The sequence below is a fragment of the Bradyrhizobium sp. U531 genome, assembly GCF_051710265.1.
GTDB lineage: Bacteria > Pseudomonadota > Alphaproteobacteria > Rhizobiales > Xanthobacteraceae > Bradyrhizobium.
Map to the genome: position 1 here is coordinate 708,572 of NZ_JASVEN010000002.1, position 20,748 is coordinate 729,319.

The window sequence follows — 20,748 nt, forward strand, 5'->3', positions numbered from 1 at the left end:
GTAATCCCGTTCCGGCCTCAATTTGAGGTTGGTCGGTGCTGGGCCGGCAGCAGGACGCAGCGCAGCGGATGCTGGCGGGCCACCGCAAGGCTCTGGATCTTGTCGCGAAGGGCCAGAGCCTCGGTTCGGGGAAAGATGCCGCAGGAGCCACGCCGGCCTGCATGGGTGGAGAACACGATCGACGTGGCGCGCTCGCGGCTCATCCGGAAGACGTTTTCAAGGACGGAAACCACGAATTCCGCCGGCGTGTAGGGATCGTTCAGCAGCACGACCTCGAGAAACGGTGCATCGCCTTCGTTCGAGCCGCCGTCGGTCGTCCCGCCCTTGGCGATGCCATGGCTCAGATAGACGAGAGCATCGTAGCGGGTTGCGCCCTGTGCCTGAAGGAAGCGGCCGACTGGCTCGGCGAGCAGCTCGACCAGCATGTCGGCGCCGGTCACGACCGTTTTTTCGGACAGCTGCGCCTCGTTGAAGGCAGACTGAAGCAAATGACCGAGGCCCGTCGTCGGCTCCGTCGCGCCTGCGGCCTCGATATCCCGCTGCAAGCGCGTCAGATCGATGCCGCAGGCCCGCATGACCGGCGATGCGTCATCGTCCTCGATCAAGGCAGCCAGCAAGTCCTGCGGGTCAGGATGCCCGCGACCTCGTGCCCGCGCGGACGACGTCGCGCGCTGGAGCGAGCGCTTCAATGTCTCGGAGCAAGGCGGAAGCAGGGCCATGGCGGGCTTTCATGGACGGCGGAGCGTGCAGGGTTTGTCGGCCCTTTCTCCGCCGGGGTTCACGCCCCTACGGCTCCTGCCGCGAGACGGCTTCGCTAGCCCGGCCGCCGCCGGATCAGGAATTTTTGCATTCCTTCCAGCACCAGCTCCTTGCGCTGGTTGAACACGGTGCTGCGCAGCGTCACCGCGCCGGTGGTCCGTCCCGGCACCAGCTCGGTGACCTCGAGCGCGGGATAGAGGGTATCGTCGGCGTAGACGGGCTTGAGGAACCGGCTCGACTGCTCGAGGAAGCCGACCAGGGATTCCTCGACCATGAACGGAAACAGCCCGGCGCCGGGCGCGGTGTGGATCAGGGTCTGGAAGCCATGGGCGAGCAGATGCGGCATGCCGCGGCTGCGGCAATATTCCAAATCGTAGTGGACGGGATGGGTGTCACCGCTCGCGGTCTGGAACGCGGCGAAGATCGCCGAGGTCTGGGTCCGGCTCGGCAGCACGAAGCGCTCACCGACCACGAAATCCTCAAACCAGCGTTGCGTCGGGATCATGCGGTGCTGGCTCGGATCGAAGTCGGTCATGTCATGGCTCTTTTCTCGGTGTGGCCTCTATCGCTACCGCGACGCGAAGAGTGCGACAATCCGTTCAGTTCAGCGTTGCGGGCTTGTCGCGGCGGCTTACGTCATTAAAACGACTGCAAGCGAGCCTACTCGCCGGCTTCCGCTGCTCTCCCCCCGTCATTGCGAGGAGCGAAGCTTCGCTTCGCTCGCAATGACGAGCCCTCACAGTCTGATCAATGCCCCTGTTCAAGTCTCCCTCCGCCTATGACGATCGCTCCGCGCGCCTCGCCGGCATCGGGCTGATGGTGCTGTCGATCTTCATGTTCTCGTTCGGCGACGCCATGGGCAAGTTCCTGGTGGGCACCTATTCGGTGGGGCAGCTGCTGTTCCTGCGCGCCTGCGCCGCGCTGCTGCTGCTGTCGCCGATGATCTGGACGCAGCGTCACCAGTTCCTGCATCTGGAGCGGCCGGGGCTGCAGCTATTCCGCGTCGTGCTTTCGACGCTGGAGGTCGCCGCCTTCTTCCTTGCGACCGTCTATCTGCCGCTTGCCGACGTCATCACCTATTATCTCGCCGGCCCGATCTTCGTCACCGCGATGTCGGCGATCTTCCTGGGCGAGAAGGTCGGCTGGCGGCGCTGGACCGCGATCCTGATCGGCTTCTGCGGCGTGCTGATCGCGCTGCGGCCCTCGGCGCAGACCGTCAGCCTGCCGGCGTTGATCGCGCTCGGCGGCAGTCTCTCCTTCGCGACCCTGATGCTGATCACGCGCAGCCTGCGCAAGACGCCCGACATCGTGATGGCGTCCTCGCAATTCGTCGGCACGTTCTCGCTGGGGGCGGTGCTGTCGGCGTTCAACTGGGTGCCGCCGACATCGGGCAGCCTCGTGATCTTTGCGACCGCGGGGCTGATTTCGGTGACGGCGCTGTTCTGCGTCAACCGTTCGCTGAAGCTCGCGCCGGCCAGCGTCGTGGTGCCCTATCAATATTCGATGATCGTCTGGGCCGTGATCTTCGGCTTCGTCGTGTTCGGAGACGTGCCGTCGGTTGCGACCATCGTCGGCGCTGTGATCATCATCGGCGCCGGGTTCTATATTTATCTGCGCGAGCGGGATCTGGGCCGAGAGAGCGTGGACGTAAATCCGCCGGTGTAACCCTGTCGTCGTCCTCGGGCGCGCGTAGCGCGAGCCGGGGACCCATACTCACAGGACGTCGTTTTGCGAAGACTCGGGAGTCGGCGTTGTGCCTCACGCGCCGCCCTGTGGTTATGGGCCCCCGCTTTCGCGGGGGCGACACCGGTGATTGAGGCGCGCAGTGTGCCGCCTATCTCATCCGCCTTGCACTGCTCCAGCTCTTCAGCGACGACCACACTCCGCGCGTCAGGCGGAAGCAGTCGACCGGTGTCGACGATCCCAGCGCGAGGAAGCGATGCAGCTGCACGCCGCTCCACTGGAAGCCGCACTTCTCCAGCACCTTGCGCGAGGCCGGGTTGGTGACGCGGGCACCGGCATAGAGGTGCTCGTCCTCGAACTCCTCGAAGAAGAAGTCGATGGCGCCGCGTGCGGCCTCGGTGGCAAAGCCCTGGCCCCAATGCTCGACGCCGAGCCAGTAGCCGAGCTCGGCATTCCCGGGCGTCGAGAGGTCGATGCCGACCATGCCGACCGGCCCGCTGTCGTGCTCGATCAGGAACACGGTTTCGCTGCCGAGCGTGGCGGTGGCGCGGATGAACTCGACGGCGTCGTCCTGCGAATAGGGATGGGGGAGGCGGCGGGTGTTTTCCGCGACGCGGCGGTCGTTGGCGAGCCGGGCGATGGTCCTGACGTCGGCGAGGGTCGGCCGCCGCAACGTCAGCCGTTCGGTGGCGACGACGCTCGGTCTCGCCTCCGCCAAGGTCGCGCTCGAGAAATCCTGCAACATGTCCGGCTCCGTGAAAGTCACTAAGTCAAAGTGAGCAAGTCAAAAGAAAAGGGGAGGCCGGTTTCCCGCCTCCCCTTGGAGCCTTCGATCTCTGAGATCTCTAGGACTCCGCCGGTTCAGTGGGACCGGCGGACTCCAATTTGATCCACCGTCTATTCAGCAGCCTCTGCGATCGGGAGTACCGATACGAAAGTGCGGCCATTGGCTTTGGCCTGGAACGTGACGCGACCCTCGATCTTGGCGAACAGAGTGTGGTCCGTGCCCATGCCGACATTAAGGCCGGGATGCCAGGTGGTGCCGCGCTGACGCGCAATGATGTTGCCGGGAATCACAACTTCCCCGCCGAACGCCTTGATGCCGAGGCGCTTACCCTTGGAATCGCGACCGTTGCGCGATGAACCGCCTGCTTTTTTGTGAGCCATGGCTCGTCTCCGAAATCTTGCGTAGGTCTAGATCAATTCCTTGACGGAATCATTTCAAAATTTCTCACGCATCAATTCGTGAATTGGCGTGATCGATTTTGCGTTACTCGGCGGCTTCCGCTGCCGGCTCCTTCGCCACCTTCTCCCGCTTCGGACGCGGGCCCTTGGTGGGCTTGGCGCCGTCGGCCAGGATCTCGGAGATGCGGAGCACCGTGATCTCGTCGCGATAGCCGCGCTTGCGGCGCGAATTCTTGCGGCGGCGCTTCTTGAACGCGATGACCTTGGGGCCGCGCTTGTGGTCGAGCACCTCGACCGCAACGGAGGCGCCGGCCACCGTGGGAACGCCGAGCACCGGCGTGTCACCGCCGAGCACCAGAACTTCATTCAGCTGGATGATCGAGCCGACTTCGCCTTCGATCTTGCCTACTTCGAGAACATCATCCGGCACGACGCGGTATTGCTTGCCGCCGGTTTTGATGACTGCGAACATCGTTTTTTTCTCCGTGTTCAATCCCGGCCTCGCGACAGATTGTCCGGGCCGGCTTTTTGTCAGTCGCTAAGGGTTTATGTGGTTTTGTGCGGGTGGGATTTATCCCATTGAAAACCCACGCAAAAACAAGCGGCGCGAGAAACGCCCCGCGCCGGCTGTGGGACTTATAGCCGCCGAGCGCGCCAAGTCAAGGAAAACTGCCCAAAACAGCCCGGATTTGAAGGATTTGGCGGTCCCGGCGGCCGTCAGCCGAATCTCGACCGGCTTTGCAACAAACCGGTTCCCTCGCCGTTAGTCAGGCCGGAACAGGTCAGCGGGCAAGGGCTCTTCAATGGCAACGGACGAACTGGTCAAGACGACGACGGGCATCGCTCATCACGGCGCCGAGCGGCTGCCGTCGGTTGATGTTGATAGCTTCAACATCGAGATGAAGGACGAGGACGGCTTTCTCGGCGACCGCGCCAGCAAGGGTGCGTTTCGCGAGATCCTCGACCGCTGGCGCAAGCCGCTGCGCAAAACGGGCGAGGACCCGTTCGGCAAGGAGGCGTCCGAGAGCATCAGCAAGAAGACGCTGGACGACATTCTCGTCGGCGACGACGTCGAGGCCTCCGCGGTCGTGCACAGCGCGATCGAGGAATTCGCCCAGGAGCTCGCTTACGTCACCCGCCGCTTCCTCAAGAGCAAGGCCTGGGGAAAGACGGAGCGCATCGTGGTCGGCGGCGGTTTTCGCGACTCCAGGCTCGGCGAGCTCGCGATCGCCCGCACCGAGATCATCCTCAAGGCCGAGGACTTCAAGATCGACATGACGCCGATCCGCCATCACCCCGATGAAGCCGGCCTGATCGGCGCGCTGCATCTGGCGCCGTCCTGGATCTTCGAGGCGCATGACAGCATTTTGGCGGTCGACATCGGCGGCACCAATATCCGCTGCGGTCTCGTCGAAACCAGCTGGAAAAAGGCCAAGGATCTGTCGAAAGCCAAGGTCGTGAAATCCGAGCTGTGGCGTCATGCCGACGACGAGCCGACGCGCGAAGGCGCGGTGAAGCGGCTCACCAAGATGCTGAAGGGGCTGATCACGGAGGCCGAGAAGGACGGCTTCAAGCTCGCGCCCTTCATCGGCATCGCCTGTCCCGGCGTGATCAACGCCGACGGCTCGATCGAGAAGGGCGCGCAGAACCTGCCGGGCAATTGGGAGAGCAGCAAGTTCAACCTGCCGGCGAGCCTGATCGAGGGCATCCCCGTCATCGGCGAGCACGACACCGCGATCCTGATGCACAATGACGGCGTGGTTCAGGGCCTCTCCGAGGTGCCGTTCATGCAGGACGTCGACCGCTGGGGCGTACTCACCATCGGCACCGGCCTCGGCAATGCCCGCTTCACCAACCGCCGCAAGGACAACGGCAAGGACAAGGAGTCCGCGGACAGCGGGAAGAAAAAGGATAAGGACAGCAAGAAGGGCGACTAAAGCGGCAACGATGGTCGTGGCCGCCGCCCACCTCTCCCGAAGGGAGAGGTCGAATGGCATCGAGAGATGCCATTCGGGTGCAGGGAGCCGGTCCCAGCTCGCCATACCGTTCAGCGTTACCGGAGCGGGCGCCCCAGTAACCTTGACCGGTTAGGTTAAGGACCGGATTGCGTTGCGGGATGCGACCCGCACGCTAGGGTCGAACCGTCGCCTCACCTGGCCTGCGAAGCCGCCCTTCCTGGTCAGCGTTTCAATGAGCGGCACCGGGACCGCCAGTGTTTACCGCGTCTGGCGGTCCCACCCCGTTTTCCCAGCGTCGACGTCCAATATCCCGCCGCAAAACGCGACCTCATCCTGAGGGCCCGCCGCAGGCGGGCGTCTCGAAGGATGGCCGCGAGGCACGCATCTCGCCATTTTCTTCCAGGCTCAGCTCCACCCCACTCGCTCAAAGAACGCCGCGATCTCCGCGGCCGCGCGATCAGGGTCTTCCCGATGCGGGAAGTGGCCGACGCCGGGAAACATCTTCAGATCGAGCGTGCTGAACGTCTCGCCCAGCCGATCCGTCCATTCATAGGGAAACAGCGGATCGTGCTCCGCCCAGCGCACGCAGGCCGGCACCGCGATCGGCGGCAGCTGCGGCGCCTCGCCCTTCATCATCGCGACGCGCCCGGCATGCGAGGCGCGGTAATGCGCAAAGCCGCCGGCGAGGTTGCCGTCTCCAAGGAAATTGTCGGTGAAGGCCTCGAGCACGTCGTCGAAGGCGTCTGTCCGGTGCGCCCACCCCTTGAGGAAATGGCTGATATAGAGCCGGCAGCTCTCCCTGCTGGCGCCGACCAGCGCGGGCGCCATCTCCATCTGGTGGAAGGACTGGTACCAGATGTGGTTGAGCCGATCGGGGGCGGCCATGCGCGGCCCGATCCCGGGATAGACGAAATCGAAGAAGAACAGCCCCGACAGCCGCCCCGCCGCCTGCCGCGCCAGCGGCTGCATCACGGCGCCGCCGACATCGTGGCCGACCACGCCGAATCGGTCGACGCCAAGCGCCTCCATCAGCGCCAGCATGTCGGCGGCATGGCCGTCCGGCCCGTAAGGCCCGTCAGGCTTGTCGCTGTCGCCGAAGCCGCGCAGGTCAGGCGCGATCAGCGTGAACCGGTCGGCCAGCCGGGCCATGACCGGCTCCCAGGTCAGCCAGAATTCCGGCCATCCGTGCAGCAAAAGCAGCGGTTTGCCGCGGCCAGCGCGAGCCAGGTGGAATTTGGCGCCATTGGCGGAGATCGTCAGGTGCTCCATGGCAGTTCCTCCCCGAGGGCTGGAAGCGTCTCCGAGCAACGCGGGCGCCGGTCCGCCGCCCGAGAAAACGCGTCAAAACGAGAATCTCTGGGTCGTTCCGATTCATCGGAACGGGCCTGGAGGGCAAGAAGGGCGAAAGAGGCAGCGGATTTTCCCCTTTCGCGCCTTGTCTGGCCCGCCATCCTCGCCTATTAACGCCCCCAACCACAGGGGCGCCTCGCCTCTATATGGCGCCTTCAGGAGAGGTGGCAGAGTGGTTGAATGCACCGCACTCGAAATGCGGCATAGGTGCAAGCCTATCGGGGGTTCGAATCCCTCCCTCTCCGCCAGTTAATCCGTCCATCCGCCACTTTATTGAATCGGCCAAGAGCCTCGGAAAACAACGCTTCCGGCGTGCCCGAGTGTGCAAGCGTCAAAGCGTGTGTATCCTGCAATGCAGTCCCCAAAGTAGCCCAACAGAAAAGTGCACCCCAGCGCCCCGGCCCAGAGGGTTGAGCGGACACCGACCTATCTGGTGCGTCGGCCTTCCACATATTTCTTGCAGATCCCGCACTCCTCAAACCTTACAGCCAGCCTTCGGTTATACGCACCCTATTCGGGTGCGCCTTGGGGCCCCGCATCACTGGGCGCATGGCGGGCGTCTTGGCTGGGTGTGCTGGCACAACCGGCTTCAGCTAATGGAGATGCGGGGTGAATATTCACGCCGGAGGCGAGATTCCCTGCAACGATGTTGGATTTCCGACGGGCGAAATCTCTGAGGAATTCCTCGCGAATATGCTCGCCTTCCTCGAAACCGCAGCGACCAAGATCGCCAGTCCCCCTCCGTGGTCGGATTATCAGGTTGCCGCACTATTTCGAGGACGATAGCTTGCGTCGCATCTGCATGGTGCGACTGCTTTTGCGCCGGATAGGGCCATCATGTTCTTAAGACACCTTCGGGTAAAGAATCTCAGGTCGATTGGTGAAGTCGAGATCTCGTTCGAGGGCGAAGCGGGTGAACCGCGACTTTGGACGATGATGTTGGGTCAGAACGGTGTCGGTAAGAGTACGCTCCTTAAGGCGATCGCACTGGCGACCGCCGGAGGTGATGCGTTGGCCGAGTTGATGGGCAATCCCGACCAATGGATTCGAGCCGGCTCCAAAATGGCTTCGATCGAGCTCGAATACGCGACGGCTTCGCATGAACGTAGGAGCGTGGCACTGACGATCAAGCGGGGCTTAGGTGTACGTAGTTTCTTAGCCCAGAACAGAAAAAGCCTTGAAACATTGGAACGGGCCATAGGTCACGCGGCGAGGAACTACTTCATTGTAGGATATGGCGTCTCTAGGCGGAAATCGTCCAATGACTTTCTAACTGCGAGCAACGGGCCATACAGAAACAAGCGTGCTCAAAACGTCGCTACCCTTTTCTCCGCGGATGCTACGTTGATGTCGGTCGAACGGTGGGCGATGGACCTTGATTATCGAAGGGGGAAGAAGGGTATTTCGACAGTCCGAAAAGCGCTCGATCTGATGATGCCCGGAGTGAAATTCGAGGGCATTGATAAAGAAACAAGACAGCTTCTGTTCAGGACTTCGGAAGGACGCTTGCCGTTGTCGCAACTGAGCGACGGGTATCAGTCGGTGGCCGCCTGGTGCGGAGATATCCTTTTCAGGATGTCGGAGACATTCTCGGATTTTTCCGACCCACTTTCGGCAAGAGGCGTCTTGCTTCTCGACGAGATCGATCTGCATTTGCATCCTCTTTGGCAACGGCAGCTTGTTGAGTTCTTGAATAGAACGTTGCCGCGCTTCCAGATAGTGGCGACGACTCACTCCCCCATCACCGCGCATCAGACGGGAGCGGGAGAACTGTTCATTTTACAGCGGTCGAAAGCAAGCAGTCCCGCTAGGGCGAGGCAGTACGAAGGAGCCGCCAACGAGCTATCACTTGACCAAGTAATCCGTAGCCCAATGTTCGGCATCCACACGCTCGACAGCGTCAAGGTCGGCGCTATGCGGGACATTATCCGTCGTCGGCGGGGTTTTCCTACGCTCGACACGAACGACGTTGTCTCTCATTTCGAGCCGCCAGAGGCGGAATCGAATTCGGACATCCCAATTGCTGAACTTGAGAGGAAGGTCGAGCGCATAGACGATCGATCGGAAGTGCCGCCTTACCTCGCGCAGACGAACAAGCTGCTTGAGTCCCTTAAGAAGGAGATCAGAAAACTCCCGGCCTCAAACGTGAGGGTGGTCAAGAAGCGGGTGACAAAGTCTCGGTTACGAAAAGCGTCGAAAAGCAGGCGATGATCAAGCTGGAGAGATCGAGGATTGCGTCGGCATTTCCAGGCGACTTCACCGGAGCCAGGCTGACCACGAAGCATGAAGATTTAATCGACCGCTACTACACAGGAATGGAGTCGAAGACGGCTGTCGTCTTCTCGTCCGCAAAGTGGAAGTCTGCCAAACCAAAACTTAGGAAGGACTCGGCGGATAAATGTGCCTATTGCGAAGCGTCGACTGCCATCGTTGCCCATGGCGACGTAGATCACTTCCGCCCGAAGTCCCTGTACTGGTGGCTTGCTTACAACTTCGACAATTTCGTTTACGCCTGTCAGATATGCAACCAGTCCTTTAAGGGAGATCGGTTTCCTGTAGGTAAGCCGCGACTGAAGGGGCCGTCGATGCCGGCCGTTCGGCCGAAGGCGTTAGCTCTAACGAAGCTTGCCAAAAAGCTCGCGGTGGATCCCAGCGCCAGCAAAGAGACACAGGTACGGACGCATTGGAGCAGAGAGAGCCCCCAATTGCTTCATCCCTATTTAGATGATCCCGAAAAGTATTTCGCTTACCGTGTGGATGACGCCAACGAGAACGTATGGATTGTCCCATCCAAGACGAAAGACGCCAAGACCTTTGTTAAGGCGTGCGTTGAAGTTTTTGGGCTCAACCGTGAAGAGCTCTTGAAGCTCCGGTACCAACACTACAAAAGTCTCGCTGTTCTTCACGAACTCCATCAAATGGGCGTATCAAAGACGGTACAAAAAAAAATCAAAGGTGAATTTTCTCGGAATATGAAATCTAACGTTCCCTTCGCGGGGATGAGTCGTTTTTTTATTCGTAGCGCCTGGAAGCTCAAGGGAGTCTGACTAATCAGGCCCGCTCACGCTTTAGCTTTGCTTCCTCCGCGAGCTTTTTCAGTCGTTCGAAAGTCTTTCTCGGCGAGATGGTGCGAGGAATCAGATCGACCGTGCCGACGTACTGGCTAGGATCTTCGGGGCGTGTCTTTTTTGTCTTTTGCTTGGGCGCAACATCGTGAAAAAACAACTGAGCAATTATGTCGCCAGGATGCAGAGTGAGAGGCGTCTCGCCTAAATTTCGAAGCTCAAGTGTTAGTGTCCCAGCAAAGTTTGGATGTATGCCGATCGCCGTTGCTACCGTGAGACCCAATCGACCCCATGTCGAGCGCCCGACAACGTAGGACATGAGATCGGGTGGGAGGCGCAAATATTCGAGTGTGCCAGCTAAGATAAATTGGTGGGGGTGAATGACTAATTTGTCGCCGAACGGGACATAAATTCTGGTGTATAATTTTGATAGCTCAAGATGACGTTCTAGCGGCGTCCCAAGTTCAAGTTCGTCGATCGCGCCAACTAGAGACGGAGAAATCAGTGCGAACTCGAACCCGAGTCTGACATCGACTGAAGCCCTGTCGGACTTTAGTTGTTCGGCCGGTTCTAGTATCGGGCTTACGACGAGACGTTCCGAAAAAATTTTGGACTCGAGCCGTCTAATGAGTTCTTCTCCTGACAAAGCGCTCACGGCGTTATCCATTTTTTGCGAGCCTCGGAGAGCTCGACAGCCTTGATCAGCAGAGAATGAAGCTTTTCCGAGCGCTCGGCGTTTAACAGTTCTACGCCTTCTTTTGGCACCGCGAGCCGATCAAGCCGCGTTAAAAGTACGGCCCACCCCACATTTAGAATCGTCACCAGTTCGGCAGGCTTTTTTTCGGGTATCAGGCGGCCGGATTCGATAGGCGGCACCGCATTGACAAGGTTTTCGAGATGCTCCGCTAAGTCGGCCTCCAGGCGAGACGAGGTGTATAGTAGGTCGGCTTTCAAAGAACGGATTTTTTGTTCGGCCTTGTCGTACACTTGGTCGCCGATCGTCTCGATCAAGCTCGGCAGATACGCAAGGATGACTGCTTCCTCATTCGAAAAGCTTCCTTTGAGCGTGCGGATTATAGCTTCGTCCGACTTTTGGGGAGCGTTGAGTAGATTGCTGTTGATGCGTTCGGTCAAAGCGACGCCCGTCGCCTTTCGAAAAGATGTGTGAAATGAGTACTTCGGCGAGCGGTTCAGCTTCTGGAAGGCGATCCGGCGCCGAATGACGGCCGATGGATGGGTCTTCGAGATGATGTTGCCTCGACCCAAGCTCTCCATGAAGGCGCAGAGGGCGAAGAAGAATGCCGGTCCCAACATGCATATGCCGATGGCATCGGCGAATAGTTCCGTCCCCCAAAACCTGACGGCGGCGTTCAGAAACAGCCGGTCGTTTTCGTTAAGTCTCGGTTGACCGAGCTTCTTCAGGACTTTCTCCTGGAATTTGGTGTAGTCGGAAGTCTTTATCGTGAAGTTCTGCGGCGCTTGATCGTAGAGGATATGACCGATCTCGTGAGCAACGATCGCAAAGTGGGGTAGGATGCTAAGGGCCTTTCCCGGGACCGTTATGCGTAGGTAAGGCCATTTTTCTTTCTGATCTAGAATCAGCTGGAGATTATCGGAGGGGGAACGAATGCCTTCATACGAAGCGCGCTGGAATTGTCGAAGTTCGTAGTTGGCGACCGCAAGAGATCGAAAGAAAATAACGTTCTTTATCTTAAGATCGTCGACCCAGCGTTGCATCGGAGCTACAATCGCGTAGGGAAGAGCATCTGTTCCAGATCCCTCCATTTCCACTAGGTTTTTATAGACGTCGTTACAAAGCTTGTTGGCCTCTCGCAGGAATTGGACGGCTTTGTCTGGTTTCGTTTTGGCGTCGGATGCGGCTGTCAGGTATCCGACAGCTGTGGACAAAAGAGCTTCGCAGAGTTTGAGCCAGTCGCTCGGTCCACTCAGTCCTCCCGGATGAGGACGGAGCTTCAGCTTCGCGATTTGCGACTTGAGTCGCCAGATGAAAAATTCGACCGCGTTCTTCTCTGCCGAAAGAGACACTTAGCGATCACATGAGTTGCGATGTTTCGACTGGATTGAACGCGCTGACGGCATCTTCGTAATTCAAGCTGTCGAGCAACGTCTCGATCAAGTCTTCAGCGTCGCCACGTCTTTTTTTATCTATTCTTTCGGAGCGGTCCATCTGCTTGAGAACATCTGCAGCATTTTGGATTTTATCGGCGAGGTCGGGAAAGCTTCGAGACAGGTGGTGAAAGAGAAGGGCGTACGCTTCAACCGTCTGAGCCGAATCGGGCGTATTAACGAACACGGCCGACCCAATGACATCCGACCCCTTCTTCGCATTCGACATGAAGTCGCCAACCTTCGTTAGAACGAGCTTCTTCCTGTCTTTGCTAAAATCCTCACCCCGGAGAAGGGCAAGAGAGTCCTCCAGAACGTGGCGCAGTCCAATGGAAAATTCGAAGCTTGAGGTTGCGCTCATATTCGCCCCTGCATCATGCCCGCTGACGGAGCCTTTCCATCTCTTGGATGACTTCGTTTCTTACGCCACCAATTTCTATCAAGAATGCGAAGCATTGTTGGCCGTTCAATTCGACAATAGTGCTTGCGCTTTCCTTGAAGTAAATATCGACGCCGTCCGTGACTAGAAATCCTGCAATTTCAGATACTTCATTGAATCCTTGGAAGGTTTCGCCCACCTGAGCGAAGCGCTCCTTCATTCGTTTGACGGATATACCGGCTCTCAGAAGCTTCGCGATCACACGCAGAAAGACGATGTCGCCGAAACTGTATTGCCGACTCTTGCCCCGGCCACGCGCGCCTTTGCCTGATGGGATAACAATCCCCGTTCTGCACAGGTAGTCGAGCATTTCGAGGCGCAATCCCGTCAGGGCGGCGACCTTTCGAATTGGATACAAAGCATGAACCGTTCTCGACATAAAAAATAGTACAGTACGGAACTCTTTTTTTAAAGCTAGAAATTGCCTGCATTTAGGATTTCCACCTAAATCGTATCGTCTGGCCGCTCGCCGCGCGACTTCCTGCTAAACTGCATCAGGGGCGCAGACCCGGATAGCGTCGGCCCGCTGAATCTCCGTGATCTGCGTTCGGGTAAGCAGGCGCGAACTTGGGGGCGATCGGTCATGCCGGCAATAGAACATAACAAGAACACTTATGTCGAGTGGACTGATCTTTAAAAATTCAATGCGGACGCATCGGTATTTAAACAGTTGCTGCCAAAGTTGCTGAGGTTGGAATTCCGCCTTGGAGTTCCGGTCAGCAGTAGCGAAGACATCGCTAGAAATCGCCGTTCTTATAAGCTGAATAGCTTTTCGCGTACGCACCGGACGACCATTGGTACGCGGACCATGGTGAACGCGCTTTTCGCGCCGAAACGGCGTTCGGAAACGGAATCCAGTTTCTGTCTGGACACCAAGTTCATGCGAACGGCCTCTGCTGCGGCCGGTATTCAACCCCGCCCCCCTACTGCGCCCCAATCCCCGCCCTCTCAACCACCCGCTTGTTTCGCGCCGTCTCCTCCACGATGAACGGCACCAGCTCGGCCGGGCCCTTGTCGGCGATCGAGACCTGGCCGTTGGTGGTGAGGTCGGCGACGATGCCGGGGTCGGCGAGCACGGCGGCCATCGCCTCGGAGAGCTTGCTCACGATTTTCGGGTCGGTGCCGGCGGGGAGCGAGACCCAGGTCGAGCCGGCGTTGACGGCGTCGGGGTAGCCGGCCTCCAGCACTGTCGGCGCATCGGGCAGCGCGGCCATCCGCGTAGCACCAGTGGTGCCGAGCACCTTGACCTTGCCGGTGTCGATCAGCGGCCTCAGCACGGTGAGGTAGTCGAAGGAGACGTCGAGGATGCCCGACATCATGTCGGTCATCTGGCTCGAGCCCGACTTGTAGGGCACGTGGGTCAGCTTGATGCCGGCGGCCGCCTGGAACATCTCGCCGGCGAGATGCTGCGCGGTGCCGGGGCCCGGGGAGCCGAAATTGACCTTGCCCGGGTTGGCCTTCGCATAGGCCACGAATTCGGCCAGCGTGTTGTAGGGCGCAGCTGCGGTTGCGACGAGGATCTGGTTCGACGAGCTCACGCCGCGAACGTGGACATAGCTCTTCAGCGGATCGTAGTTGAGCTTCGTCATTCCGAGGTTCGGCTGGATCGTCATCGGCCCGCCGGAGGCGTAGAGCACGGTGTAGCCGTCCGCTTGCGCCCGCGCCACGAACTCCGTGCCGATGGTCCCGCCCGCGCCGGGCCGGTTCTCCACCACAACGGGCTGCCCAAGCCGCGTCCGCAGCAGCTCGGCGATCTTGCGCGAGACGAGGTCGGTGACGCCGCCGGCTCCGAACGGCACCACCCAGGTAATGGCGCGGCTCGGCCAGGACTCCGCTGATGTCTGAGCCCTCGCGCCGCTCGCATGAAATGCCAGCGTCGTTGCGGCGACGAGACACAGCAGCGCTTTCGTCATCGCCCTTGGAGCGCGCCCGCTCAGGCCGCTGCCCGTGCCGGATCCCGCGGCGTCGCCCTGCGGACCGCTCGCATGATCCGCTCCCTCCAGGAGTCGCGCAGGTGCAAACGCCATGGATGCAGTCCTCCCTCGTACGATGTGGCCGTTCAGGGCCATCTTGAGCGAAGGCTACAGTCTTGAGTCCCGGCCAACCATTGGCGCAGTCCGAGCATCACTTTTGCAGAATATGAAAAGATCGAGGGATCGCCGTCGGGGTCCCAAGCTGCGATCAACTGGCTCGCTTGCTCTTGAAACGTTGCCCGACGCGTCACCGCGTAAGCCATTGATCTCAAAGTGGCGCGCTACTGTGCATGGGGTTGTTTTTCGCTTTTTGTTGTCGGAAGACGAAGACCCCACGCAGAGCGGTGCCAGCTTGAACCCACGGCTTCCCCGATCCGACCTAGCAATGGCCCGCCATCAGGCGGTAACGAGGTGATTTCCTGCGATGTTCGAGAAGACCTACCGCGATCGCCTCGAAGCTGATCTTGCGCAATGGGAGGCCGACGGCGTGATTGCGCCGGCGGCGGCCGCCTCCATCCGTCAGGTGCTGCCGCCGCTGCCGGCGGGCATCAATATCGCCGTGGTCGTCGGCATCGTCGGCGGACTGTTGATCGCGGCCGCGTTCCTCGCCTTCGTGGCGGCGCACTGGACCGAGATCGCGCGGCTGGTGCGGTTTGCGATCCTGCTCGCCGGCATGATCGTCACAGGCGCCCTTGGCGCATGGTTCGCTGGCGGGGGCCGCAACGTTCTCGCCGATCTCTGCGCCAGCATCGGCGCGATCATCTTCGGCGCGGGCATCGCGCTGGTCGGCCAGATGTATCATCTCGGCGAGGATTTTGCCGGCGGCATGCTGCTGTGGTCGATCGGCGCGTTTGCCGCGGCACTCCTGACCGGCTCGCGCGGGGCACTGGCGGTCGGCCTCGCCGCCGCCTGCATCTGGACCTGCATGCGCAGCACCGACCTGTCCGATGGCCTGCATCTGTCCTTCGTGCCGGTCTGGCTGATCGCCGCAAGCCTTGCGTTTGCCTGGAATTCCCGCGTCGCGGCTCATCTCGTCGCGATAGCGGCGTTGCCGTGGTGGATCGCGACGGCGTTTCGCTTCGAGTTCGACGGCGGTGCCCAGCCGTCCTTCGTGCTCGCGAACGGTGCGGCCCTGCTGTTCGGCGCCGGGCTTGCGGTCGCAGCTTGGCCCTCGCCGCGGGCGGTCCGGCTCGGCAGCGTTCTGTCGATCTACGGCGCGTTTGCGCTCGCCATTGCCGCGGCCCTGGAGGTGACGACGGTGGACGACATCCTTCTGTTCCGGACCCGCACGGCGTCCGGCCAGCCGCTCTGGGCGATCCTGTGCGGCGTCGCGGGCGTGATCCTCACCGTCGCGTCCGCTGCGCTGACAAAACGCGCCGGTGAAATCCTCAGCGCCTGCGCGATCGGGCTCGTGCTGCTGGCCGCGCCGCTCTGGCCGGTCTCCACGGCCGGCGAGCCTTGGCTCGCTTATGCCGCGCTGCTCTGTGCCATGCTGTGCCTCGTCGTGTCCGGTGTGCTCGATGATGTGCGTCCGCGGATCGTCGCCGGATGGCTCGGAATCGCCGGCGTCATCGCCGGCATCACCTGGGCGGTGAAGGGTTCGCTGCTCGGCCGCTCGGCATTCCTCGCGGCAGCCGGCATCGTTGCCGTCGTCTTTGCAACGGCGCTCAATCGCGCCCTGCCGAGGGCCGCGCGATGAACCAGCTCGCCATGTCCTTATCCGCGCTCTGGCATCGCATCCCGAAAGCCCTGCTATTCGCCATTGCCGTCCTGGTGCAATGCGCGCTGCTGATGCTCATGGTCGCCGACCGCGTGCAGATCCTGCGCGAAGGCACCGAGGTCACGCTGCAGACCCAGCCGGTCGATCCGCGCGATTTCCTGCGCGGCGACTATGTCGTGCTCCGCTACGACATCTCGCAGCTGCCGGCCGGTCACCTCGCCGGCAAGCCGGCCGACGCGCGCAATCCGCTCGTCTTCGTCAAGCTCGCGCTGAATGCCGAGGGGCTTTACGCCGCCGTCTCGGTGCATGCCGAGCCTGTGCCGGTCACGGCGCCCGAGGTGCTGATCCGTGGCCGCGTCAGCTATTCCTGCGGATCGAACGTCCGCAGCTTCTGCGACAAGCTGACTATCAAATACGGCCTCGAACGCTATTTCGTACCCGAAGGCGAGGGCCGCAAGCTGGAGCAAGCCCGCAACCAGCAGAAGCTGCGCATCGTCGCCGCCGTGCTGCCCTCGGGCCGCGCTGCCATCAAGCGGCTGCTGCTCGACGGCGAGCCGGTGTATGAGGAGCCGCTGTATTAGCCGGACGTCGTTCTTGCGCTCAGTCGGAATCCGACGCGGCCTCGTGCGCGCCGTGACAATGCTTGTAGCGCTTTCCTGAATTGCACGGGCAGGGATCGTTGCGACGCAGGCCTGCAAGCGCCGACGGCGTTTTGGCTTCGTCGGGCACATACACGAGCGGAGCCGATGGCAGCTCCGAACCTATGGCGGCCATTGCCGGGGGAGGGCGTGCGTTTCGGCGATTCATCAGCCACCCCACGAACGATGCGGTCGCCACGAAACCGACCAGGATCATCGCGCCCATCTTGGTGTCGTTCGCCTCCTTGCGCTTCCGCTCCTCGGTCTCCCTCTCGTCTTGAAGGCGCTTCTCTTCCCGATCCGCAAACCACTTTGACGCGGCTTGAAGCGCCGTCGCCGGAACAGTCCAGCTCACCGCCGTCTTTTCCGGCCGCGAAAGAACGATCGCCCGCGACAGCAACGCCATTGGAGAAGGCGAACTGCTTGCAGAAACGGCGCGTGTTCCCGTCACGCGTTTCGCCAGTCCCAGCGAAACCCCGCCGCACACTGATGAGACCAGGGTCACCCGACGGTTGCCCTTGGTTTCTTCGAGGGTTTCCCAACGCCCCAGGCCCGGAAGCGAATCCGGCAATTCGACGTGGTCGATCTGGTGGGCGTCGATCAGCGGAGTGATGTGATAGGTGTAGAGGTTCTGTTCCTTCAGGATATGTGCGATCGCGAAATGCCGGTAGATGTTGTACATGTCGCGCCAGATCGGCTCGGCGCGGATTGTCTCCTCCATGCGCGCGGTCCAATCGCAGGCGAACTCCCTTGCGATGGGATCTTCATTGCCGGTCTTGGCACCTGCATCCGCGTTGGCATCGGCGTCGCTGAGGATCACCTGGGCCGATTGCAGGGATGCGATCTGGTAATCGTGTGAATATTCGAACTTGCCGGGCTCGAACCAGAACCGGCGCCGGCTGCTCCAATCACCCGTCGAGGTGCCGGCCTTCAGCATCTGCCGCGACTGATTGAGCCGGCGCGTGAATGTCCCCGGCAGGGGCGGATCGACCGGCAATTGCAGCGTGCCCTGCGAAACCTGCTTCATGCGATAGTCGGCTTCGACCAGCACCTTCGTCACGCGGGAATGCCGGGGAAGAGAATCGACGCGAACCATTTGCGGCTGCTGGGAGCACATGCGCAAGTATTGCTGCTTCGCGGCCGCGTCGCGCCCGGAAATCTGGTCGAGGCCAGGCGTCTGGCTTCTGTCGGGGTCCAGCGAAATCCCCGGCTCGATATTCCCGTACTTCCTGGCGGCCGACCTGATCGCGACGATGAGATCGTCGAGGTAGAGATCCGGCTGGCCCTTCTCGGCCACGCCGCAAAGCAGGATGTCGTAATCGTCGTCCTGGCAGACGGTATCGATCCGGGTCAAACCCGTCAGCCGCTTCGACCCGCCTGACTTCGCCCGCTTCAATGCTTCGCGCAGCGAAACGGCGACTTCCGCCCGCATGTCCGTGGTCACCGTCGCGGGCGGAGCCTTGCACACGCTGTCAGCCGCCAACGCAGTCGAAGGCTGCTGCGCGAGAAGCGCGCTCGCGCCCGACGCCAGAAAGCTGCGCCGATTGACAAGCACTCTGTGCATCATGGTGGTCTATGTCCCGCTTCGAGAAGTTCTTGTTCGAGAAATTCTTGGGCTAGGTATCCGGCTTCTTCAAATTGAGAACCTTGCGCCGGAGCTCGCTCAGGTCGCCTTCCTTGCCCGTCGGAACGGCTCCGATGTGCACGCCGCCGACAGGTGCCGAGGGCGACGAATGCGTCGGGCCGCTGACGTTTGACGCTGACGGCTTTGCACCGATTTCGGATGAGTTCGAGCTTGATCCGGGCTCGCGGGCGCCGCTGACGCCGGACTCCCGGGTTGGAAAGGATTTTGAGGTTGGGGGAGAGCTTGGTCTTGGGGCACTGGGAGCCAGTCGCCCACCTCCGATTCCGGAAACGTCCGAATCCCGCGGCGTGGGCTGGTTTCGCCAACGCTGGAGCTCCTGCAACTCGCGGGAAACGGCGGCTGCTCCGTTCAGCCGCCTCCTCTCCTCCTGGGGGCTCTCGTAGTCTGGCCGGATCGTGAGGTTTTCTCTCAACGAAGCCTTGTTGATGCAAATTCCGGAATCATAGCCGGTTCGAGCGATGTCCTGCTTGGCGCTGTCGCACTCCAGGCATTTCTTATACAGACCCTGCAATTCGACCGAGATGTAGCTGCAGTTCCATGAGGGACCATGCTTCTTCTGCAGGGTCTCGGCTTGGGCCGGACAATTGCAGATTCCAAGAGCGGCAATCGCCGCGAGAATGAAGGAGCGCATGAACGTCGTTCGGCTGAATATGTGATCGGAATCGACAGTCGATGAAATATCTGTAAGCCAGCTTAATCCAGCGGCACCGGACGGCAACCTCTTTCTGTCTTCCCGCCGGGAACCGCCGTCCAGGCTATTTCGCCGCCGCCTTCAACGCCCGCCGCAGCACCTCCCACGTCCGCGGGTCGTTCATATGGGCCACGTTGAAACGCATGAAGTGCTGGGACGTCTGCGCCACGCTGAAGACGTTGCCGGGCGCCAGCACGACATCCTCCTCGAGTGCGGCGCGCGCGACCTGCGTCGCGTCCTGGCCGCCCGCAAGGTGGCACCACAGGAAGAACCCTCCGCGCGGCATCAGCCAGGGCTCGACGCCGATCGCCGCTAGTTTTCGCGCGATGTCGCGGCGAGCCCGTGTCAGCTTTTGCCGGAGCTCGTCCATGTGCTTGCGATAGCCGCCGCCGGCCAGCACTTTTGCGATGATCTCGGTTGCGACCGGGCTGGGGCCGCCGAAGCTGGTTGCGACCTGGAGGTCGACGAGATGCTCGATCCAGTCGGCGCGGGCGGCGATGTAGCCTGAGCGTACCGAGGCCGACAGCGTCTTGGAGAAGCTGCCGATGCGGATCACGCGATTGAGCCCGTCGAGCGCGGCAAGCCGCGGCGAGCGCTCCGGCTCGAAGTCGCCGAAAATGTCGTCCTCGATGATGGTGAGGTCGTGCGCGCCGGCCGCCGTCAGAAGCCGGTGCGCGGTCTGCAGCGACATCGTCGCGCCGGTCGGATTGTGCAGGGCCGAATTGGTGATGTAGAGCCGCGGCCGCTCGGCGCCGAGAATCTGCTCGAAGCGCGCGACGTCAGGACCCGACGGTGTGTAGGGCACGCTGACGATCCTGGCCTGATGCGCCCGCAGCAGCGCGCGAAAATTGAAGTAGCAGGGATCGTCGACCAGCACCGTGTCGCCGGGACGGAGCAGGAAGCGGCAGATCAGGTCGGTGGCTTGCGTGCCCGAGCCCGTCAGCATGAGCTGATCGGCGGAGGCGGGAATCGAATCCTCGGCGAGGCGCGCGAGCAGCAGCCGGCGCAGGACAGGTCCGCCGCGCGTACCGCCATAATTGGTCAACAGATCCGGATCGGTCCGCGCCAGCGCACGGATGGCGCTGCGCAAGCCCGCTTCCGGCATCAAGCTTGCCGGCAGCCAGCCGCAGCCGGGCTTCGGCACGGCGGTGTCGGCATCGAGCGATTGCCGGGACACCCAGAACGGATCGACCTCCCGGTCGCGCCGCGGCTCCGCCTCGGCAAGCGCGAGCGGCGGCATGATCGTCGGCGAGACATAAAAGCCTGAGCCGCGACGGGCGCGGATCAGGCCCTCGGCGGCGAGGCGATCATAGGCATCCACCACCGTTGAAGGCGAGACGTCCATCGCGGCGGCGAGGCTGCGGATCGACGGCAGGCGGTCGCCGGCACCGAGCGCGCGGCCGGCCACCTTGGCGCGGATCGCGCTCATCACGTCGACGGTCCGCGTGCCGCCGCGGCCTCTGATCTGCGTCTCGCCGGTCAAGTGTATGACCTTCCATACCCATACAGTTTCGC

At 61.4% G+C, this 20,748-nt stretch carries 20 protein-coding genes and 1 tRNA gene; 7 read left to right on the plus strand and 14 right to left on the minus strand.

The window, feature by feature from the left end; genetic code table 11:
* Positions 1-17: 17 nt before the first annotated feature.
* Positions 18-719, minus strand: a complete 702-nt coding sequence (locus QRQ56_RS15245; RefSeq protein WP_438741164.1) for an ATP-dependent Clp protease adaptor ClpS — start codon at positions 717-719, stop codon at positions 18-20.
* Positions 720-814: 95 nt separating this feature from the next.
* Complete coding sequence (locus tag QRQ56_RS15250) at positions 815-1,294, minus strand: MaoC family dehydratase (RefSeq protein ID WP_438741166.1); 480 nt, start codon at positions 1,292-1,294, stop codon at positions 815-817.
* A gap of 215 nt (positions 1,295-1,509) precedes the next feature.
* Here QRQ56_RS15250 and QRQ56_RS15255 point away from each other — a divergent pair, with 215 nt between their 5' ends.
* Entirely contained in the window at positions 1,510-2,424 is a 915-nt protein-coding gene (locus tag QRQ56_RS15255) for a DMT family transporter (protein WP_438741168.1), read from the plus strand.
* Between the two features lie 169 nt (positions 2,425-2,593).
* Here the strand turns inward: QRQ56_RS15255 and QRQ56_RS15260 are convergent, their stop codons facing one another.
* The 3 genes from QRQ56_RS15260 to rplU form a co-directional block, all read right to left on the minus strand.
* Positions 2,594-3,187: a GNAT family N-acetyltransferase gene (locus QRQ56_RS15260; RefSeq protein WP_438741170.1), complete on the minus strand. Its 594-nt coding sequence runs from the start codon at positions 3,185-3,187 to the stop codon at positions 2,594-2,596.
* A gap of 152 nt (positions 3,188-3,339) precedes the next feature.
* Positions 3,340-3,609, minus strand: coding sequence for a 50S ribosomal protein L27 (gene rpmA / locus QRQ56_RS15265; RefSeq protein ID WP_011083253.1), 270 nt, complete (start codon positions 3,607-3,609; stop codon positions 3,340-3,342).
* Positions 3,610-3,712: 103 nt separating this feature from the next.
* Positions 3,713-4,099 carry a 50S ribosomal protein L21 gene (rplU, locus tag QRQ56_RS15270; RefSeq protein WP_438741172.1) on the minus strand — a complete coding sequence of 129 codons (387 nt, stop codon included), beginning with the start codon at positions 4,097-4,099 and terminating at the stop codon, positions 3,713-3,715.
* A 331-nt stretch (positions 4,100-4,430) separates the two neighbouring features.
* Here rplU and QRQ56_RS15275 point away from each other — a divergent pair, with 331 nt between their 5' ends.
* On the plus strand, positions 4,431-5,564 hold the full coding sequence (locus tag QRQ56_RS15275) for an ROK family protein (protein WP_438741174.1): 1,134 nt from the start codon (positions 4,431-4,433) through the stop codon (positions 5,562-5,564).
* A 426-nt stretch (positions 5,565-5,990) separates the two neighbouring features.
* Here QRQ56_RS15275 and QRQ56_RS15280 read toward each other — a convergent pair whose 3' ends face one another.
* Positions 5,991-6,854: an alpha/beta fold hydrolase gene (locus tag QRQ56_RS15280; RefSeq protein WP_438741176.1), complete on the minus strand. Its 864-nt coding sequence runs from the start codon at positions 6,852-6,854 to the stop codon at positions 5,991-5,993.
* A gap of 239 nt (positions 6,855-7,093) precedes the next feature.
* Here QRQ56_RS15280 and QRQ56_RS15285 point away from each other — a divergent pair.
* From QRQ56_RS15285 to QRQ56_RS15295, 3 genes are all read left to right on the plus strand, one after another.
* Positions 7,094-7,183 (plus strand) — tRNA-Ser (locus QRQ56_RS15285).
* 589 nt (positions 7,184-7,772) lie between these two features.
* A complete protein-coding gene (locus QRQ56_RS15290; RefSeq protein ID WP_438741178.1) occupies positions 7,773-9,146 on the plus strand; it encodes an AAA family ATPase in 1,374 nt (457 codons plus the stop codon).
* The gene (locus QRQ56_RS15295) at positions 9,143-9,982 is read left to right on the plus strand and encodes a hypothetical protein (protein ID WP_438741180.1); all 840 of its coding nucleotides are present in this window, start codon (positions 9,143-9,145) and stop codon (positions 9,980-9,982) included. The genes QRQ56_RS15290 and QRQ56_RS15295 overlap by 4 nt, the downstream gene beginning before the upstream one ends.
* A gap of 4 nt (positions 9,983-9,986) precedes the next feature.
* Here the strand turns inward: QRQ56_RS15295 and dcd are convergent, their stop codons facing one another.
* The 5 genes from dcd to QRQ56_RS15320 all read right to left on the minus strand — a co-directional run bounded on the left by dcd (position 9,987) and on the right by QRQ56_RS15320 (position 14,593).
* The gene (gene dcd / locus QRQ56_RS15300; protein WP_438741182.1) at positions 9,987-10,655 is read right to left on the minus strand and encodes a dCTP deaminase; all 669 of its coding nucleotides are present in this window, start codon (positions 10,653-10,655) and stop codon (positions 9,987-9,989) included.
* The gene (locus QRQ56_RS15305) at positions 10,652-12,046 is read right to left on the minus strand and encodes a hypothetical protein (protein WP_438741184.1); all 1,395 of its coding nucleotides are present in this window, start codon (positions 12,044-12,046) and stop codon (positions 10,652-10,654) included. The genes dcd and QRQ56_RS15305 overlap by 4 nt, the downstream gene beginning before the upstream one ends.
* Before the next feature lie 7 nt (positions 12,047-12,053).
* Positions 12,054-12,488: a hypothetical protein gene (locus tag QRQ56_RS15310; RefSeq protein WP_438741186.1), complete on the minus strand. Its 435-nt coding sequence runs from the start codon at positions 12,486-12,488 to the stop codon at positions 12,054-12,056.
* A gap of 13 nt (positions 12,489-12,501) precedes the next feature.
* The gene (locus tag QRQ56_RS15315) at positions 12,502-12,945 is read right to left on the minus strand and encodes a MerR family transcriptional regulator (protein ID WP_438741188.1); all 444 of its coding nucleotides are present in this window, start codon (positions 12,943-12,945) and stop codon (positions 12,502-12,504) included.
* A gap of 544 nt (positions 12,946-13,489) precedes the next feature.
* Positions 13,490-14,593, minus strand: coding sequence for a Bug family tripartite tricarboxylate transporter substrate binding protein (locus tag QRQ56_RS15320; RefSeq protein WP_438741190.1), 1,104 nt, complete (start codon positions 14,591-14,593; stop codon positions 13,490-13,492).
* A 370-nt stretch (positions 14,594-14,963) separates the two neighbouring features.
* Between QRQ56_RS15320 and QRQ56_RS15325 the strand changes: the two genes are divergently transcribed.
* Both QRQ56_RS15325 and QRQ56_RS15330 read left to right on the plus strand, forming a co-directional pair.
* Complete coding sequence (locus tag QRQ56_RS15325) at positions 14,964-16,238, plus strand: DUF2157 domain-containing protein (RefSeq protein WP_438741191.1); 1,275 nt, start codon at positions 14,964-14,966, stop codon at positions 16,236-16,238.
* On the plus strand, positions 16,235-16,840 hold the full coding sequence (locus QRQ56_RS15330) for a GDYXXLXY domain-containing protein (protein ID WP_438741193.1): 606 nt from the start codon (positions 16,235-16,237) through the stop codon (positions 16,838-16,840). The genes QRQ56_RS15325 and QRQ56_RS15330 overlap by 4 nt, the downstream gene beginning before the upstream one ends.
* Positions 16,841-16,859: 19 nt before the next feature.
* Here the strand turns inward: QRQ56_RS15330 and QRQ56_RS15335 are convergent, their stop codons facing one another.
* The 3 genes from QRQ56_RS15335 to QRQ56_RS15345 all read right to left on the minus strand — a co-directional run bounded on the left by QRQ56_RS15335 (position 16,860) and on the right by QRQ56_RS15345 (position 20,662).
* Positions 16,860-18,329, minus strand: coding sequence for an SEC-C metal-binding domain-containing protein (locus tag QRQ56_RS15335; protein WP_438741194.1), 1,470 nt, complete (start codon positions 18,327-18,329; stop codon positions 16,860-16,862).
* 184 nt (positions 18,330-18,513) lie between these two features.
* On the minus strand, positions 18,514-19,173 hold the full coding sequence (locus tag QRQ56_RS15340; protein WP_438741195.1) for a hypothetical protein: 660 nt from the start codon (positions 19,171-19,173) through the stop codon (positions 18,514-18,516).
* Between the two features lie 124 nt (positions 19,174-19,297).
* Positions 19,298-20,662, minus strand: a complete 1,365-nt coding sequence (locus QRQ56_RS15345; protein ID WP_438741487.1) for a PLP-dependent aminotransferase family protein — start codon at positions 20,660-20,662, stop codon at positions 19,298-19,300.
* Positions 20,663-20,748: the final 86 nt, after the last annotated feature.